12 protein-coding genes are annotated in these 15008 nt (G+C 66.9%); 3 read left to right on the forward strand and 9 right to left on the reverse strand.

Annotation, left to right across the window (positions count from 1 at the left end):
* Positions 1–210 precede the first annotated feature (210 nt).
* Positions 211–1185, forward strand: coding sequence for an esterase/lipase family protein (locus AB4Z09_RS05655; RefSeq protein ID WP_174914663.1), 975 nt, complete (start codon positions 211–213; stop codon positions 1183–1185).
* 519 nt (positions 1186–1704) lie between these two features.
* On the forward strand, positions 1705–2367 hold the full coding sequence (locus AB4Z09_RS05660) for an ANTAR domain-containing protein (RefSeq protein ID WP_174909946.1): 663 nt from the start codon (positions 1705–1707) through the stop codon (positions 2365–2367).
* A gap of 131 nt (positions 2368–2498) precedes the next feature.
* On the opposite strand, the gene AB4Z09_RS05665 is transcribed toward AB4Z09_RS05660, so the two are convergent.
* From AB4Z09_RS05665 to AB4Z09_RS05705, 9 genes are all read right to left on the reverse strand, one after another.
* Positions 2499–3140, reverse strand: a complete 642-nt coding sequence (locus AB4Z09_RS05665; RefSeq protein ID WP_174909948.1) for an MspA family porin — start codon at positions 3138–3140, stop codon at positions 2499–2501.
* Positions 3141–3207: 67 nt separating this feature from the next.
* A complete protein-coding gene (locus tag AB4Z09_RS05670) occupies positions 3208–4578 on the reverse strand; it encodes a glycosyltransferase family 2 protein (protein ID WP_174909950.1) in 1371 nt (456 codons plus the stop codon).
* A gap of 49 nt (positions 4579–4627) precedes the next feature.
* Positions 4628–5383 (reverse strand): hypothetical protein, encoded by a 756-nt coding sequence (locus AB4Z09_RS05675; RefSeq protein WP_217487198.1) that lies wholly within the window; start codon positions 5381–5383, stop codon positions 4628–4630.
* A 117-nt stretch (positions 5384–5500) separates the two neighbouring features.
* A complete protein-coding gene (locus AB4Z09_RS05680) occupies positions 5501–7027 on the reverse strand; it encodes a polysaccharide deacetylase family protein (RefSeq protein WP_217487199.1) in 1527 nt (508 codons plus the stop codon).
* 107 nt (positions 7028–7134) lie between these two features.
* Positions 7135–8922, reverse strand: a complete 1788-nt coding sequence (gene glmS, locus AB4Z09_RS05685; protein ID WP_174909954.1) for a glutamine--fructose-6-phosphate transaminase (isomerizing) — start codon at positions 8920–8922, stop codon at positions 7135–7137.
* Positions 8923–9049: 127 nt separating this feature from the next.
* Entirely contained in the window at positions 9050–10072 is a 1023-nt protein-coding gene (locus AB4Z09_RS05690) for a glycosyl hydrolase family 18 protein (RefSeq protein ID WP_174909956.1), read from the reverse strand.
* Between the two features lie 38 nt (positions 10073–10110).
* Positions 10111–11106: a dTDP-glucose 4,6-dehydratase gene (locus AB4Z09_RS05695; RefSeq protein ID WP_174909958.1), complete on the reverse strand. Its 996-nt coding sequence runs from the start codon at positions 11104–11106 to the stop codon at positions 10111–10113.
* A 43-nt stretch (positions 11107–11149) separates the two neighbouring features.
* Complete coding sequence (locus tag AB4Z09_RS05700; protein ID WP_174909960.1) at positions 11150–12448, reverse strand: nucleotide sugar dehydrogenase; 1299 nt, start codon at positions 12446–12448, stop codon at positions 11150–11152.
* A gap of 498 nt (positions 12449–12946) precedes the next feature.
* On the reverse strand, positions 12947–13153 hold the full coding sequence (locus AB4Z09_RS05705; RefSeq protein ID WP_114722695.1) for a hypothetical protein: 207 nt from the start codon (positions 13151–13153) through the stop codon (positions 12947–12949).
* Between the two features lie 104 nt (positions 13154–13257).
* Between AB4Z09_RS05705 and AB4Z09_RS05710 the strand changes: the two genes are divergently transcribed.
* Positions 13258–14964 (forward strand): alpha/beta hydrolase, encoded by a 1707-nt coding sequence (locus AB4Z09_RS05710; RefSeq protein WP_174909962.1) that lies wholly within the window; start codon positions 13258–13260, stop codon positions 14962–14964.
* The last annotated feature ends 44 nt before the right edge of the window (positions 14965–15008 follow it).

Here is a 15008-nt window from a genome sequence, read left to right on the forward strand (position 1 = left end):
ATTCCACCATGTGGAAGTGGATTCGTGCGCCATTGCGCGACCGTGATCGTCCGGTGCCCGGGGCCGTTCGCGCGGAGATTCGTGGCGAGACCGTTATCCGTCGGTGCGCCTGCCCGCCGTGCGGAGTGGGCGTGATCTTGCTAGACACGCTGCAGTGGCACGACCGGTCGTTCGGGCGAAGTGAGGTGTGCGGTGAAACTTTTCGGGAGAGTGCTCGCCACCGGCGCGGCGGCGGTGACGGCCGCGGTCGTCACGGTCTCGGGGGCCCAGGCGGCCCCGGCGCCGGACGTCGACGGTTCGGCGCCCACCTTCGTGGTGCCGGTGGATCCGGGGCCGATCCAGACCCGGCACGCGGAGGCGCTGCGGTACGCGGAGGAACATCCGGGCTCGGCTCCACTGGGCGCGAACGATTTTCGCTGCCGTCCGGGAAGCGATCACCCCAATCCGGTGGTCCTCGTCCACGGCAGCGACTCGGACTCGTACTCCGACTGGGCGGCCTTGTCGCCGATGCTCGTCGAACGAGGATTCTGCGTGTTCAGCCTCAACTACGGTTCGGACGGCAAACCGGGGAAGTACGCCCGTGCCGACATCGCCCGCAGCGCGCGTGAGGTGGGGGAGTTCGTGGAGCAGGTCCGCGAGGCCACCGGAGCGGTGGAGGTCGATCTGGTCGGCTACTCGCAGGGCGCCACTGTGGCACGGTACTTCGTCAATCGCCTCGACGGCGCCGCCGCGGTCAATCGTTGGGTAGGGGTGGCTTCCCCCACCTACGGCGGCATCATGTTCGGACTCGTGCCGCTGTTGCGAATGCTGCCGTACCCCGACCGGATCGCCGAGTTTCTCACCTCCGAGGCGATCAGCCAACAGATGCAGGGATCGTCGTTCCTGGCCGCGCTCAACGCCGGCGGCGACACCGTGCCGGGCGTGGAGTACACGACCATCGGGTCGCGCTACGACGAGATGATCCAGCCCCACACGAATATCGCCCTTCGCGACCCGGGGGCGGTGAATCTGTCGGTCCAGGACCTGTGTCCGGAGAACCGGGGCGGGCACTTCAATATGGTCTACGACCCATTCGCGCTCGGTCTCGTTCTGCAGAGCCTCGACCCGACGCTTCCTGCGGCCGCGTGTGCGCCGGTGCCCCTCGGTGCCGGAATTGTCGATATGATCGTCGAAAGCAATTCGTGATCGAACGCGGGTGTCGATCTGTTTTGCCAGTCGATCATTAGTTGCCAGAATTTTCGAAGCCTGCGGCGACGAAAGTTGCCGAGCCGTCAATTATGTCTTCCGGATCAAGGTTGGATAAACAAGATCAAATTTGGTCAGCCAAGCCTTCGTCGCTCCAGGTGAATGTGAACAACTGTTACAGTATTCGCGGACTTCTCGGTGTGAGTGTCCGGTCCTTGATGCTTCAAATATGCGCTCCGAATCGGTTCCGGGATCCATGCTGAACCCGATAGGCTTTACCCTGCAGGGCTTCCTCGTTCTCGGTGGACGGCGCGTCATCGGGACGGGGGAGAGGCTGTTGAGGCGGGGGCAGGAAACAGCTCGTTCGGATCTGTATCTCGAGGCTATTACGAATCGGCTGGAATGTGTGTGAGCGCCACTCCTGCGTGTGGGGGGCTGTCGGATCTTCCAATGTCGGGGTGTCTTATTCTCGAACAGGGGGGCTGTCGATTGTTTGATCAAGGTTGTTTTGTGGCCGTCGTGGAGAGATTCACGAAGCTGCAGGCGGCGTCATCCGAAACCGACCGTGTGCTGGCGGGTCTGGTCGATCTGGTTTCGGATCTGCTCGCCCTCGCCGGCGGCGGAGTCGTGGCCGATCTCGACGGGCTGCCGACTTCGGCGACCAGCAGGGGCGTTCCCCTCGACCGTCTGACTCAGTTGGTGTCGGACGGTCCGGGTGTAGATGCCATCGCCCGCGGGAGAGTTCTGCACATCGCGGCAGTCGATGATCACCGGGAGTCTTGGCCGCTGTTCGTCGCGGAGGCTCGACGATCGGGTGTGGCGGCGTTGGCGCTGTTCCCGCTCGTACACGACGGGCGCGCACTCGGTGTGCTCGTCCTGATTTCGGATCGGCCGCGGTGTTGGCTCGAGGACGAGATCTCCATGGTCGGCGTGCTGGCCGACATGGCGTCCGTCTACCTGGCCCAGAGGTCGGCGGTACGTCACTTCGAGCAGCTGTCCGGACAACTCGAACGGGCGCTGACGAGCCGCGTCGTCGTGGAGCAGGCCAAGGGGATCATCTCGAACGCCAACGGTATCGGCGTCGATGCCGCCTACCAGCTCATCCGGAGTCACGCCCGCTCGCACAATGCCACCGTGCGCACCGTCGCGGAAGCGATCGTGACTCTCGAGCTGCGCGTGTAACAGCTTCGATCCGCGGTCGCAGCTCCTCGGTGCCAATGGTTGCAGCCAACGCTGCTCGCCCGCACTGTCCGATGCGGGCGAGCAGCGCCGGCTGGAGCCGGCCGGAGCTGATCAGTGCTGGTCAGTGTTGGTCACAGGATGCGCGAGGTCCCGTACGTCGCGACCGAGTGGCTTCCCCGATCAGTGGTCACGGTGTAGACGGCGTACGGCCGAATCGTGACGTCACCGAGGCATCCGTCGATCTTCACGCGTGCCGCATCGAGCGACACGCCGGACTCCGGCCCGTACGACACCTGCTTGCCGAGTGGAACGTCCTGAGAGGTACCGAGCTTGGGGTTGATCAGGATCGATGGTCCGACACCGAAGTTCATGCCCAATCCGGGCGTGGGAAGGAACGTGATCGCCGGGCCGGCCAGCATCTCGATCGCGAGCTGCACGCCACCGGACACATCGACCGCGCAGCCGACCTGGTAGCCGACGTCGAGGTTGCCGCTTGTGATGTCCTGGGAACCGGCACCCGTTGCGGTGGCGACGGCCGAGATCGAGACGAGGCCCTCCCTCGAGGTCGGCATCTGTGTGAGACCCGGAACCGGTTCGACGACATCGTTCGCCAGCGTCACGGTCAACGTGCCGGCCGGGGTGGGCGCCGTTCGTTCGCTTGCCTCCGCGGCACCCGACGTGACGAGGGCCAACGCGGCCGCCAGGGGGAGGAGTGCGGCTGCCGACCAGGCGGCGGACCGACGAGGACGAGCGTGGATTGACACCGAGTTCATTGCGACATTCCTAACCTGTAGTGCGGATATGGGCGGTCGTGCGCTGTGCTCGCAGTGCCGGAGGTCGTCAGGCGATCTCGCCTCGGAACTGCTGCTCGTGTTGGTGGTCTCCGACCACGTGCAGTCGCGGTGGTGTGGTCTGTGTCGTCGTGGTCGCCGCTACGTCGTCGGCGGGTGGCTCAGATCGTGAACGCCTTGCGGGACTACGCCACACCCCGGAGTCTCGACTGCCCCACGCAAGCGGCAGTGTCCTCAAGCAGACCGCGGCATCGACGACACGCATGAGAGGGAAGGCGAGGGCGTACAGCAGGTAGTGGGGACGGCGGCTGATTACGGCGGCAAACACAGTCAGCACGAAGTCGGGAACCAGTACGCCGAGGAGTAGCGTCTGGGGTTGCAGCACCTGCGCCAGTTGCCAGGTTCCGATCCCGAGGTTCCCGACGACTTGTGCGGTGACCGAGAGAGCCAGTAGTGGTACGAGGAGCACGAACAGGATGCTGCTGGTGACCAATTCGGCGACGTATGCCGCCAGTGCCACCCAGAATCGGCCGGCGTGGAGCCGATGGCGACGCAGCGCCTGCCAGAACCCGAGGGTCCAGCGCCGGATCTGCTTGACGTAGTCGCGGAAACTGTCGGGATCCTGCGTGTAGGCAATTGCGGCGCGGGGATGGAAGGCGATGCGGCCCAGACGCTTTGCGTGGACCTCGAAGGTCATGTTGAAGTCCTCGATGACTAGTCCGGGAGCGCTCACATCGATGTGTTCCAGTGCCGACGTGCGGTACATGCTGGCGAAGCCGGGCACGATTGTCACGGCATCGGCCCAGCGTGCGGCCTGACCGTACTTGAGCAGGTACTGCACCGCGATGTACACCCGCTCGCGGTATGCCACCAGGAATCGACCCAGCCAGTTCGGCGGGTGCGGCGTGGCGATCGTGGTGGCCCGGCCCGCGACGGCGACCACTCCAGGCTCTGCGAGCTGGGCGAGTCCGGTGGTGAGGTAGTCCGGCGCCAGGTGGGTGTCCGCGTCGAGGAGCATCACCACCTCGAATCGTTCGCACAGGCCGAAGTGTTCGATTCCAGCGGCGAGCGCTCCGGCCTTGCCCCGGTTCGGGTTCAGCTCGAGGACCTGGGCTCCCGCCGCACGGCCGATGTCGGCAGTGCGATCGGACGATCCGTCGGAGATGACGAAGACGTTGGCTACGGGGACCAGCGAGCCTGCGGAGTCGATCGTCTCGGCTATCACCAGCTCTTCGTTGTGGGCCGCGACCAGAACCGCGACGTCGTCGGGAGTCAGCGGCGGCGGCCCGGGCCGGTCGACGGCCCGTCTTCCGCGCCGGCGGGTCCACCGGAACGTCAGCGCCCGTCCCACCCCGACAGACGTCCAGAAGAGAGTGTTGATCCCGAACGCGAGCAGCATGATCAAGACGAGTGTCGACATCGAAACCCCTTGCGCTGAAGGACGAGCGGATCGTGGAGGATGGAACCGGTCACTGCTGGACCCCGCTGGTGGTGATGATCGTGCGCCAGGGGCCCGGAGGGACGTCGTCCTCGTCGACGAACTGCCAGTCGACGCGGTCGTCCTGACCGTCGAGTTCGCGGAATCCCAGGCAGCCGTTCAGCGCCGGGGAGACGTCGAGTCCCGCACCGTCGAACTCGTTGTCGGCGGGTCTGCGATCGTCCGAGCCGAACACATAGTCGGCATCGTGGTAGTTCGCCGGACCGGCATCCTGAATCTGGCCGTAACACGTCTTGTCGCCACTGCTCAGGCGGACCCAGCGGTTCTTCATCAGGCTGAACGACGGATCCGAGACGTGCTCGCTGTAGGGCGAGGTGTCGGCCCAGGGAATCACCTCACCGCGCTGCGCGAAGGCGGTCTCGTCGTTGACGTCGTCGAATGGCAGATCGAGATAGAAGGGGTTCTCCCGCGGCGTCATGTTGCTGGGGAAGTACCCGTTGTCGGCGGTGCGGGGCTCCGTCCGGCAGTCCCCGTCCGCCGAGACGCCGTCGCACCCGCCGTAGCTCTCGAGCCAGTTCGCGTCGTACGCCGACATCACCTGGCTGCCGTCCTCGGCCGTGGGGTCGAAGATCTCGCCGACCCAGAACGTCGTCGCGACGATGTCGGTGTGCCACGGGTATTCGGCGGCATCGTCGGCATGGGCCGCGTCAGCCGCGCAACCCGTCACGGCGGCCGCACCTGCGACCGCTACCACTCCCAGCAACCTGGTGACGGTGTGGGGGGCCATGTGGTTCTCCTTCTGCTCGGATTTCCCTCGTCGTGCTGACAGCCGGTCCCCGCCAGGGGCCGACCGGTCCGAGATTCGACCCTCGGGCCGGTCGGCGGTGGTTGGTGGACGCCGGGACTAGTCCCCGAGCGGACCTGTGTCCGGCAGGAAGGTCTGACCGGGCTTCAGTTCATCCGGCCCCGGTACGTAGTGGAGCCGGGGCTCGATCGGCCCGCGCCGATCGATCCGGTCGGTGTCGGGGCTCGTCCTGATCCCGCGTTCCGGTGCCGCGACATCGCCCGGTGCTGCGGCGCCCGAGCCACCGCCGAGCGTCCAGGATCCCGTGGACGGCTGCACCGCGGTGTCGGTGAGCGAGTAGTCGTCGGTCTGCAGCTGGCCGTCACCGAACAGGTTGAGCCCGAAGCTGATTCCGGTCGCGCCGGCAGGAACCGCCGGCGTGGTCCACGTGGCCTCGGTATACTCGGCCGCGGTCTCGAACCAGGGGCTCGACGTCCAGTACGCCCACGTGCCGACCGCGGTCCGGTAGTACACCGCGAACTGCGTCGGGGCGGTGGACTTGTACCAGGCCGACAGCGCATAGGTGTGGCCGGGAACGGCTCCCGGTGAGCATTCACCGAGATCGAGTGCGGGCAACAGTTTGGCATCGCCGTCCACGTAGCCGGTCATCGACAAGCGCTCGGCAATGCTGCCGCCGTGTGCTTCGGGGACCGTGGCGAACGTCGGTGAATTGACGCCGTAGCCGCCCGCCATCCAGCAGGTGGGCAGTCCGTTGGCGCCGACCGTCTCGAGGCCGGGGTTCGGTGCTCCGTTGACGCCCGGGGCGGCGGCAGGCACGACGGGACCGGGTGCAGTCGGTGCGACCGCGCCGCCGATCACCTCACGCACGGTCTTGACCGTCGTGTTGGCGGTCGACCGTGCAGCGAGCCAACCAGCGAACTGATCGAGTAGTTCCGGTGAGACCGACAGGCCGCCCGGATCGCAGTTGCCGGCGCATACATGGTGGAAGGTCAACTGGATCCACCCGCCGCCGTTGTTCTCCGCGTTGGTGACGACATTCTGCAGGTCCGCGAGGGTCCAGGTGCTGTCCACCTGGTCCGGCGCCTGCGTGTAGAACGGGTTCTGGGGCGGAATAGCTTCGGCGCGGTCGCATCCCTGGCATCCGAATCGAGTCTCGATATCCCCGAGCCCGCGTGCACTGTTGTATCCGCACTGCCGCGCGATTGCCTCGGTCTCGGCGGACGCCGACGCAAACGGGTACGCGAACGAGGTGACGTCGAAACCCCAGCCGGTGAGGTTCACGCGGTCGTTGCAGATCTGTCTTGTTGCCTCGTCCCGTGACATCGAGGCGAGGTCCGGGTGCGTGACGGAATGACCGCCGATCTCGTGGCCTCCGGCTTCGATCCCGTGGAGATCGGCCTGCGTCATGTAGCCCGGCTGATCGATGTAGCCCGACGGGACGAAGAACGTCCCGCGCAGTCCGTTGGCCTGCAGTGTCTGGGCGGCCACGGTCGCATTCGCATTGCCGTCGTCGAACGTCAGGCTCACCACTGTGGGTGCTCCGGCGGCGCCGGCGGGCGCGCCGGCGCCGACCGAGATCAGGGTCGGGGCGAGGAGGAGGGCCAGGGCGCTGACCAGCCCCAGCATGCGGCGGCGCCGGGCGGGAGGTCGTTGAGGTCGTGGATGCCGGGATCCGGGACGGGCCGGGCATATCCAGTTGTGACTGTTCATACTGTGCCTTTCGGTTCGGCGGATCATTCGACGGTCACTGACTTGGCGAGATTGCGGGGCTTGTCGACGTCCCGGCCGAGCGCGAGGGCGAGCTCGCGCGCCAGCACCTGCATCGGAACGACTGATTCGAGCGGACCGCACGGTGCCGGTCCAGGGTGCAGCACCGGAACCGTGCTTCCCTCGATGCCGATGGTGATGATTCGCCCGCCGCGCGCCCGGACCTCGGCGATGTTCGCGGCGATGCGCGGGTCACCGTGGTCGACGACGACGACCGGGGTCCCCGACTCGATCACGGCCAGCGGCCCGTGCTTGAGTTCGCCGGCCGGATGGTGTTCCGCCCAGCGGTAGGTGAGTTCCTTGAGCTTCAGCGCGCCCTCGGCGGCGTAGGGCACACCGGCTCCGCGCCCGAGGAAAACGAATCCGGTCGATGTGGTCAGTTCGTCCACGATCGGCGGGATCAGCTGCTGCGCCGCCTCGGTCGCGGCCGCAAGTCGCGCGGGGATGCCGTTGAGAGACCGCATCAATCGAGAGGCGATGTCCGGAGCGAGTCGTTCGGTCGCCACCATTGCGGACATCATGAGCGCGACTCCCGATATGACCTGGCATACGAAAGTCTTCGTGGCCGCCACGCCGATCTCGGGACCGGCGGAACAGGACAGGACCGCGTCTGCGCGACGGGCGAGCGTCGAATGTGTGGAATTGGTCAACGCGAGCAGCGGTCCGTCGCCGGGGGCGTGGAGGTCCAGCGCGCGCAGGACGTCAGCGGTTTCGCCGGACTGGCTGATCGCGAGCGTGAGCGTGTTCGGGTCCGAGTGCTCTCGCAGCATTTCGCTGGCGACCGTTGCGGTGAACGGTATCGCGCCGGCCCCGCGCACGCAGTTGCCGATCACCTGGCCGGCGTGCAGCGAGGTGCCGCACGCGACGACGCGCAGTCGGTCGAAGTGGGGGAGGCCGAGCCCGGACCACAGCGATCCGTCGGCGACGCCGCCGCCGATCTGTGCGAGCAGGCGCGCGGCGACCTCCGGCTGCTCGGCGATCTCCTTGCTCATGAAGTCGGTGTGCCGGCCGAGACTGATGTCCGTGCGGTCCCACGCCTGCCGCCTGAGCGGCGGCGGTGAGCACCGCAGTCCGTGGTGGCTCCAGGTGAAGACGTCACCGAGTTCGACGACGTCCCCGTCGTCGAGAGTGCGGAACTCGTCGACCCAGTCCGCGATCGCGGCCGAGTCGCTCGTGGCGAAGGCACAACCTCTGGCGCGAGCGACCAGCAGGGGCGATCGGTTCGCGGCGGCGACGAGGCGGCCGGTGCCCTGCTCGAGGACCGCGAGCGCCCACGAACCGGAGAGCCGGTCCACCGTCTGCTGGACGGCTGTCAACAGGTCGCCCGAGACCGTGAGACAGTCCTCGATGAGGTGGGTCACCACCTCGCTGTCCACTTGGGATGCGAACTGATGTCCGGTCGCGCGGAGTTCCCGCTCCAGCTCCTCGGCATTGGTGATGATCCCGTTGTGCACCACTGCGATTCGACCGGTGCAGTCCAGGTGTGGGTGCGCGTTGGCCTCGTCGACGCCGCCGTGGGTGGCCCAGCGCGTGTGCCCGATCCCGAGTCCGTCGAGCTCGGGTCCGTTCCATCGCGTCACTTGCTGCTCGAGAGCGCCGATACGCCCGATCGTCCGTAGGCGGGCGATATCGCCGTCGTCGGTGCGGACGGCGACACCCACCGAGTCGTAGCCGCGGTATTCGAGCCGCTTCAGTGCCGGTAGTAGGTAGTCGAGGGCGGGACCATTGGTCCGGCAAGCGATAATTCCGCACATTGCTGATCCTTCGAAGCCAGAGGGAACGCGCCGGCGGGGCCGGTCGTATGACGAGATGTCGCCGGGTGCTCCGGCATCGAACCGCGGTCCGAAGCATCCGGGCTCCCGGACGGTGCCCGGCATGTGGTCACGGGCCGAGCCGCCAGATCGACGGGTCCTCCCCGCCGAGACGCCACAACGCGATGCCGGCGAGATCGTGACGCTGCGCGAGTGCGGATTTGGCCTCGACACTGCGAGCGTTCTCGAACCACACCTCGTGGGTGATCCCGTCCACGACATAGGTGAAGTGGGTGGACAGGCTGGTCTCGTCCCAATGCATCGGCGACCGGTGCACCTCCGCGACCGACATCACCTCGGCCCACGTGAGCGGTGTTGCCGCCGAGCCGACCCAGTCGTAGCCGTAGAGCCCGACTCCGAGAACGAGCTTCTCCCGCGGAATCCTGGTGACGGCATAGCGGATCACCTCCTCGACCCAGTCGTACGGGGCGATGGGCCCCGCTGTGCTCGTCGCCCAGTGCCGGTCGTACGCCATCACGATCACTCTGTCGGCGCCCGCGGCGATCGCGGCGTAGTCCTGGGCCTCGTTGTGCGGTCCGTAGCCCGTATCGTTCGGCTTGGCGTGAACTGCGACGTAGAGCACCCGGTCGATCCGGTGCAGCGCGTCGCCCAATTCGCGGACGAAGGTGGAGAAGCTGTCACGATCGGCGGCCGACAGGTTCTCGTAGTCGATCTGGACGCCGTCGAAGCCGTACTCTTCGACGAGGCCGGTGAGTGCCTCGACATGGGCGCGGCGCAATGCCGGATCGAGCAGGACCTTCGCTATGGTCTCGCGGTCCCATCGACCGTCGGTCGTGTTCGTGATCGTGGGAATCGTCCGAATACTGCTGTCGCCCGAATGCGTGCCAAGCTCGGAATCGGCGTCCGGCCTCGTACCCTCGGCCACCGTCGGCGTGCCGTCCGCGGACACCGAGTACGACCAGGGAGAGGCGACGTCGATGTAGCGGGCGTACGTGCGCATCGAGGTCAGCGCGGCGCTTCGGTCCCAGTACGGAATCGCCCCGATCACCAGCGGTAACTGGGGTAGATCGACCACCCGCGCGTCCGCATGGAGTTGCGAGAGCGCGGCCGTCGCGGCCAGTGCGACGGTCATGCACGTCCGTGGACGATCCCGCAGAGTGATTCGGGGGGTCATCGGCGCGCGCCCACCGCTCGTCCGGCCGTGCCCGTGTCCGGCAGTGCAGCGGCGACGCGGGCGATGATCTCGTCCACGGCGGTGACAGGCTCGAAGCCCACCAGCTCGCGGGCGGCCCGGTTGTCCGGAACCCTGCGCCGCATGTCCTCGTATCCCGCTGCGTACGCCTGCTCGTACGGCACCAGGGAAATCGAGCTGTCGGAGCCGAGTACCTCGACCACCCGCTCGGCCAGCTCGATGATCGAGATCTCCTGCGCTCCACCGAGGTTGAAGGCTCGGCCGTATGCTGCGGGCTCGCCGGCAATCGCGACGATCGCCGGTACGACGTCCTCGACGAACGAGAAGCATCGCGTCTGACGGCCATCCCCGAAGACCGTGAGTGGGTCGCCTCGCAGGGCTTGTCCGACCAGTGTCGGGACCACCATCCCGTATCGGCCGGTTTGGCGCGGGCCGACCGTGTTGAACAATCGAACTGTCGCCACTCGTAGTCCGAACTCGCGCCAGTACGCGTGTGCGAACGCCTCGTCGATTCCCTTCGCCGCTGCGTACGTCCATCGGGCGGTGAGCGGTGAGCCCAGGATGCGATCGGCATCCTCGGACAGTGCATCGGCGGTGTTCTTCCCGTAGATCTCACTGGTCGACGCGAGCAGCAGGACCGATCCTGCGTCGAGGCACGCGTCGAGGACGGTCTCGGTGCCGTGGATGTTCGTGCGCAAACTCTCCAGCGGACGGTCGACGATCAACCGGACGCCGACGGCCGCCGCGAGATGGAACACCCGGTCCGCGCCGCCGATCGCGCTGTCGACGGCGTCGCGGTCGAGGATCGAGCCTTCGATGAAGCGGAATCCGTCGGCGCCCGATACGGATTCGAGGTTGGCAAGTCTGCCGGTCGAGAGGTCGTCGAGCACCACGACCTCGTCGCCCTGCCGCAGTAGGTATTCGACCAGGTGACTGCCGATGAAGCCTGCCCCTCCGGTCACTGTGGTTCTCATCGTGCGCAATCCCTTTCGTTCGCCGGGGTTTCGGGCTCGTTCGCTACAGGGCGACGCGGCGCGGGAGGCGATCCAGTCGATAGGTGGTGTCGAGGACCGCCGGCGCCGTGGCCAGCCAGTCGAGATCGACGACGTCGTGTGCGGTGTGCACGATCACGAGATCGGCCTCGAACCGTCCCGGGTCCGCTACATCGGTGAGCACCGTGCCGTCGGACAGAGTCAGGATGGGGAAGTTCGGATCGTGGTACGCCACCGCGGCGCCCATCTCGAGGAGGGCGGCGATGATCTCCAGTGCAGGCGATTCCCTCAGATCCTCGACATTGGGCTTGTAGGCGACTCCGACGACGAGGACTCGGGCACCGACGATCCCGCAGCCCTGCTCGGAGAGCGTCTGCCGGGCGCGTTCGGCGACCTGGTGAGGCCGGGCCGCGATGCCGGTCATGGCCTGTTCGATCAGTGGCGTGCTCAGCCGCTTCTTGCGCAACTGCCACAGCAGGTAGTGCGGGTCGCAGGGGATGCAGTGCCCACCGACTCCCGGCCCGGGGAAGAAGGGCATGAATCCGTAGGGCTTGGTCGCGGCGGCATTGATCACGTCCATCACGTCGAGACGCAGCGATCGGCAGATCTCTGCGAACTCGTTCGCGAGCGCAATGTTGACGGCTCGGAAAGTGTTCTCCACGAGCTTTGTCATCTCGGCGGCGTCGGTCGATTCGACGCCGTGGACATTCTTCGTACAGCGGTGCAGTACCGCGGTCGCGGCCTCGGTGCACGATGCCGTTGTGCCCCCGACGACGCGCGGAACCTCCTCGTGGGGGAACCGTTCGTTTCCGGGGTCGATCCGCTCCGGGCTGAAGGCGACGAACACGTCGGTTCCGACCCTCAACCCCTTCGCGCTCAACTCGGTGGCGAGCAGATCGCGTGTGCTGCCCACGTACGTCGTGGAGGTGAGGATGAGGACCTGGCCGGGTACGGCATGCTCGACGACGGACTTGCATGCCCTGCGAAGGATGCCGAGCTCGGGGGTGAGGTGCTCGTCGACCGGGGTCGGGACACACACGATCACCGTGGCGGCGTCGGAAAGGCGCGCGATCTCGCCGGTCGTCGCGTATCCCGGGTCCTCCAGCGCGTCCGCGAGTCGACGACGGTCCGCGTCGACGAGATCGGCGCGTTGTCGGCGGACGATGTCGAGCCGATTCTCGCTGATGTCGATGCCGAGTACCCTGCAACCGGCGGCGTGGAACGCCAGTGAAGTCGGAAGCCCGACATACCCCAGTCCGATGATCGCCACATCGAACGCGAACCCCTTTCGGGTCGCGGACGCAGCGCCTTCGAGTAGTTCCATTCCGATCGTGTCAGTGTGGTCGGGCTTCGTATCCCTCAATAGCATGGCGGTACCCCTTACGGAGAAGTCGTGGGTGCTCGGGCTGCGGCGAATCGGCCGGCGCGTGGTGATCCAAGACCGCCGCCGACCCGATCAGGTGCTGGTGAAGGATCAGATCATCTTGTCGCACAATGTTTTTCGTGCCTATTAGAGATCTGGTTCCAGTCTCGCCGATCGGTCCGACGCTGGACTGATCGAGGCGCTGGTCCGAGAATGCAAAGCCGCCGGTTTGCTGGGGTGGCCCGTGAGATGCCCTGTCCTGCCGGGGTGCTGGGGCAGTGGGGTCGAGTCGAAAGTTACCTCGAGCAAGTTCGCTTTCGCGCTGTAATCGCAAAAATATGATTCGCGAGAATCGGCGTGGCGCACGAAATTTGGGGCGAACCCGTGGTATGGGACGCCTGGGTCGATGTTCCGGTATGTGCGGTGACGTCTACCTGCGTCGAAACCGGGGTGCTCGTGCTATTCGGCGAGTTCGGCGATCGCCTGGGCCCAGCGGAAGAACTTGTTGGTGCCGAGATCCCGGACAGTGCTGATCCCGAAGGCCGCCCGTAGGTGCTCGGCATCGGACTCGCTCAAGCCGCGTAGGGCGGTGACCGGCGCATCGGCCAGGTCGTCGACGGGCCGGGACTCGAATGCCTTGTCGAACTTGCTTGCGATGCCGGACATGTCTGCCTCCAGGGGCGCAACAGGGATGACCCGTAGTTCCGGTGTACACGCCGCGGGATGGCCGGTCCAGCGCTCGTTGCATCGTCGCGCATATCGTTCCGCGCATGACAACCGCCCCCGAGCGAGCCCCCGAAGGCGTCGCCGATCCTGTACAGCCGGCGACCCGACGGTTCTGGACCCAACTGCGCGGCTGTGTGCGTCGCTCGAATCCGGTGGGCCTGGCCGTCGCTCTCGTGTTCTTCACCTGGTCGATGAGCCCGTCGCTGCTCCCGCGCGCCTGGTATCTCCAAGGGCTGGCCACCGGCATCTCGGTCGCGCTCGGGTACGGCGTCGGCTGCTTCGCGGCGTGGATCGTGCGCTCGTGCGGCGTCGAGCCGGCGTGGTCGGCGCGGACGCGCCGGATCGGGTGGTGGATTCTCGGAGTCGCCGCGGTGATCCTCGTTCCGGTGTTCCTCGTGCTCGGGGCGGTGTGGCAGAACTACGTTCGCGATCTCGTCGGCCTGGAACACACCAACCAGGGGAACATCCTGCTCGTGTTCCTCATCGCAGTCGCGGTGTGGTTCGTGCTCCTCGAGGCAGGGCGCGGTATCCGGAAGGGGACGCGCAAACTCACCGACCTGGCCCGACGGCTGGTGCCCCGGCCCGCGGCGAACGTGGCGGGCCTGCTGGTGGCCGTCGTGATCGCCGTCCTGGTCGTCAACGGTGCGCTCTACAAGGGCCTGATCGCGTTCGCCAACTGGAGCTTCTCGGGCGCCGACACCGCGACTGCGGAGGGGGTCGAGGAACCGACAGTGCCCGAGCGGAGCGGATCGCCGGCGTCCGCCCAGGCGTGGGACACCCTGGGGCAGGAGGGCCGCACCTTCGTGGGCCGCGGCCCCGGCGCGGACCGGATCACCGAGGTGACGGGGCGGCCCGCGAAGGAGCCGATCCGGGTCTATGCCGGCCGTGAATCGGCCGACTCCGTCGCCGGCGTCGCCGATCTCGTCGTCGCCGAACTCGATCGCACCAAGGCGTGGGAACGAAGAGTGCTCGCGGTCAACACCACGACCGGCCGGGGCTGGGTGAACCAGAACGTCGCATCGTCGCTGGAGTACATCGAAGCCGGCGACACGGCGATCGCGTCGATGCAGTATTCCTTCCTGCCGAGCCCGTTGGCCTTCATCGCCGACCGGGAGACCCCACAGGTGGCCGGTCGGGCCCTGTTCAACGCCGTGTTCGCGCGCTGGATCGACCTGCCCGTCGAGACCCGGCCCAAGCTTGTCGTGTTCGGGGAGAGTCTCGGTTCGTACGGCGGCCAGAACGCGTTCGCGGGCTATCAGGACATGGCGACCCGGGTGGACGGTGCCCTGTGGGTGGGGACGCCGAACTTCACGCCGCAGTGGCGGGAGGTGACCGCGGACCGCGACCCGGGATCCCCGGAGATCCTTCCGATCGTCGAGGACGGGAGGTCGGTCCGGTTCGCGTCCGAGCCCGGCGACCTGGACCTCGACGCCGAGTGGGGTCCGCGGCGGGTCGTGTACTGGCAGCACGCGAGCGACCCGATCGTGTGGTGGTCGCCGTCGCTGCTGTTCAACGAGCCGGACTGGTTGCGTGAACCGCGTGGACGCGACGTCGATCCCAACATGTCCTGGCTGCCGCTGGTCACCTTCTGGCAGGTGACGCTCGACATGATCTTCTCCGCGGACGTCCCGGCAGGCCACGGGCACTCGTACGGTCCGGAGGCCGCCGGCATGTGGGCCCGGATCCTGCAGCCCGACGGCTGGTCCGACGCCGACACCGAACGGGTGGAGGCGGCGCTGACCGGTGGCTGAGCTGCTCCTTCGGGTCCGTAGAATCCCGGAGTGAACCTTCTTCC

The sequence above is a fragment of the Rhodococcus sp. TAF43 genome, assembly GCF_052113525.1.
Lineage (GTDB): Bacteria > Actinomycetota > Actinomycetes > Mycobacteriales > Mycobacteriaceae > Prescottella.

Bases quoted from the DNA above. Each gene is read 5' to 3' on its own strand.
- AB4Z09_RS05665 (WP_174909948.1), bottom strand. From the start codon at position 3,140: ATGAACTCGGTGTCAATCCACGCTCGTCCTCGTCGGTCCGCCGCCTGG.
- AB4Z09_RS05670 (WP_174909950.1), bottom strand. From the start codon at position 4,578: ATGTCGACACTCGTCTTGATCATGCTGCTCGCGTTCGGGATCAACACT.
- AB4Z09_RS05675 (WP_217487198.1), bottom strand. From the start codon at position 5,383: ATGGCCCCCCACACCGTCACCAGGTTGCTGGGAGTGGTAGCGGTCGCA.
- AB4Z09_RS05680 (WP_217487199.1), bottom strand. From the start codon at position 7,027: ATGCTGGGGCTGGTCAGCGCCCTGGCCCTCCTCCTCGCCCCGACCCTG.
- glmS (WP_174909954.1), bottom strand. From the start codon at position 8,922: ATGTGCGGAATTATCGCTTGCCGGACCAATGGTCCCGCCCTCGACTAC.
- AB4Z09_RS05690 (WP_174909956.1), bottom strand. From the start codon at position 10,072: ATGACCGTCGCACTGGCCGCGACGGCCGCGCTCTCGCAACTCCATGCG.
- AB4Z09_RS05695 (WP_174909958.1), bottom strand. From the start codon at position 11,106: ATGAGAACCACAGTGACCGGAGGGGCAGGCTTCATCGGCAGTCACCTG.
- AB4Z09_RS05700 (WP_174909960.1), bottom strand. From the start codon at position 12,448: ATGGAACTACTCGAAGGCGCTGCGTCCGCGACCCGAAAGGGGTTCGCG.
- AB4Z09_RS05705 (WP_114722695.1), bottom strand. From the start codon at position 13,153: ATGTCCGGCATCGCAAGCAAGTTCGACAAGGCATTCGAGTCCCGGCCC.
- AB4Z09_RS05710 (WP_174909962.1), top strand. From the start codon at position 13,258: ATGACAACCGCCCCCGAGCGAGCCCCCGAAGGCGTCGCCGATCCTGTA.